General features: G+C 76.6%; 1 pseudogene. It reads right to left on the minus strand.

What is annotated here, in order from left to right:
• Positions 1-235, minus strand: a pseudogene (locus KVT45_RS55730) (hypothetical protein); the annotation flags it as partial.

The raw sequence follows: 235 nt of genomic DNA on the forward strand, positions 1-235 counted from the left end.
GAGGGTGGGTGCTCGCCGCCCGGGCGTCGACAGAGGGGTGTGCGTGTCGCTGTCGGCGTGGGTGCGGCCGGGGAAGTCGGGAAGCAGCGGCGGAAGCTGTGCCGGAACGGGCAGCGGTTCCCGGTCCCGGGCGGCCGCGGGGGGGGGCTCGGCCGGCTTCGGCTCGTCGGGCACCGGGGGTTCCTCGGCGGCCGGTATGGAGAGGGCCGGATCGTTCTCCAGGGCCTGCCGGTAG

It is taken from the genome of Streptomyces sp. GbtcB6, assembly GCF_019091475.1.
GTDB lineage: Bacteria > Actinomycetota > Actinomycetes > Streptomycetales > Streptomycetaceae > Streptomyces > Streptomyces hyaluromycini.